Annotated in this window: 2 protein-coding genes; both read right to left on the bottom strand. The window is 34.2% G+C overall.

Annotated elements, in window-relative coordinates:
* Window positions 1-223: 223 nt before the first annotated feature.
* Window positions 224-1078 (bottom strand): transposase, encoded by an 855-nt coding sequence (locus NCY57_RS16565; protein WP_250789869.1) that lies wholly within the window; start codon window positions 1076-1078, stop codon window positions 224-226.
* Complete coding sequence (locus NCY57_RS16560; protein ID WP_250789868.1) at window positions 1044-1832, bottom strand: ISL3 family transposase; 789 nt, start codon at window positions 1830-1832, stop codon at window positions 1044-1046. Before NCY57_RS16560 ends, NCY57_RS16565 begins: the two co-directional genes overlap by 35 nt.
* Window positions 1833-1885 lie beyond the last annotated feature (53 nt).

Genomic DNA, 1885 nt, shown 5'->3' with positions numbered 1-1885 from the left:
AGATGTGTATAAGAGACCGCAACATAACAGCTCAAGTACAAAACTACCATTTTTTGCGTTGCTGTCATCTGCGAATGCATAAAAATTCCAAGGCAAATAAAAAAGAAAATCAGAACACTGCTGCCAAATACTGCACCAAAATTCATATGTTCCCTCCGAGTTTCAATGTGATTATTCCGGGGCTCTCTGAGCCACCTGTCCGGACTTTGAGGTTCTTCCGCAATTATCCGTTATTATTGTTATATCCCATGTACCTCAACTTTGCTTCAAGCAACTGTCTGCCACATCTTCCATACATTGTACGTTTTATCATTTTTAATCTGCTATTAGTTCCTTCCACAAATCCATTACTGTAATCATATGCTACAGCATTTTCAACTGCATCTATATCTCTTTTTAATCCCTCAGCAAAACTTCTTAAGGGTTTAAGAATACTTTTACTATATTTTTCAACAAATAAATAGAGCATTGGCACATTATGATTTTTAAAAATATTTCTAAACTCTCTTATGCAGCATTGAAGTTCCCCAATATTTGGATACTTTTCATAAATATATTCCTTATGATTATCTGAAAGTTCAGTATTCATCCACATGTACCTAAACACACCTTCTCGTGTAATATAATCTTTATCTTTTCCCTTACTGCCGGTTTTGTATTTTAAACACTCCGTCATTGTTCTGACATATGGTTGTGGCTCAAAACATTTATTTTCTTTTTGCTCTATTTTGCACAAATAATCAAAAGCATTGCTTTTGGATCCAGAATATCCTTTTTCGTATATTGCTTTTACAGTTTTGCTTTTACTCCATCCTTCTTTAAGACAATCTATAATAAAATCATGAAATGGATCAAGTTTGCTTTGATGAATTCCATACATACTTAATTCTTTTGGATCACCTTTACGATATTTTGCAATTGTGTTGCGACCTACTCCCATACGTTTGGCAATTTCACGGTAACTACAGCCTTCTTTTAAAAAATTTTGTATTTGGCAGATCATTTGATAACGTTTTTCTGAAAAAGCAGCATAATTATCCACATCAGATGCGATTTTTTTTACAATGTTCTTCTGCATCGATAGATGTATCATTGTGTGGGATACTTATTGTTGCAGGGATTTCTTGATTCAGAGCTTTTTTTATTGTTTCCAGTAGGTTCTGATGTAAATGAAATCGGTCTGCTACCTGCATTGCATCGGGTAATTCTTCTGATATTACTTTCGCATATGCACTTGCCCTATCTCTTGTAACCACTTTAACATTTTTATTATTCTTAAGCCATTCCCGCAATGTATCCCCATTTCTTCCATTCAACAATGTTATAGGCTCGTGCGTTTTTTCATTTACTATGATAGTCCCATATGTATGACGCTTTTTATATGCAAAATCATCCACACCTATTACATCACTAACTTCCGGTTGGGGAAGAGATTCATATCTTTTTAAAAGTAATCGTATTACGGTATCACCACTAGTTTTTATCCCTAATGTGCGGCAGACACGGGCGCAGCCTTCACAACTGGTTTCAAAAGCCAATGTACAGATAAAATCAGCACATCTTTCTGTCATACGACTATAATTATTAAGGAATCCATCAAAAGTCTCCGCAATGGAAACAACCCCACATTCATCATTCAAACATGCATACTCATGTGAACAAATTTCAAGTTGAACACTTTTTCCTAAAATAGGTAAATCCTGTACTTTACGAGTATATGTTCCATGATATTTTTGTGTTATACGATTACACTTTGGACATTTACAGCTGCTTGAAGTTGATTTCATCTGAATTATAATTTTATCACTTTGCTGATCAATATCTGTTATCATCAAATCCTTTCCGGGTAAAATTTATCTAAGCATAATGTATTATTAGACTTTGC

Origin of the sequence: Blautia sp. MB18-30, from assembly GCF_023669475.1 — a bacterium.
Taxonomy (GTDB): Bacteria; Bacillota; Clostridia; order Lachnospirales; family Lachnospiraceae; genus Blautia_A; species Blautia_A fusiformis.
The sequence above is the reverse complement of the archived record's forward strand: the minus strand, read 5'-3'. Positions and strand labels throughout refer to the sequence as shown.

What these genes read in the sequence shown, in the direction of transcription:
- NCY57_RS16565 (WP_250789869.1), bottom strand. Translation starts at nt 1,078, where the DNA reads ATGCAGAAGAACATTGTAAAAAAAATCGCATCTGATGTGGATAATTAT.
- NCY57_RS16560 (WP_250789868.1), bottom strand. Translation starts at nt 1,832, where the DNA reads ATGATAACAGATATTGATCAGCAAAGTGATAAAATTATAATTCAGATG.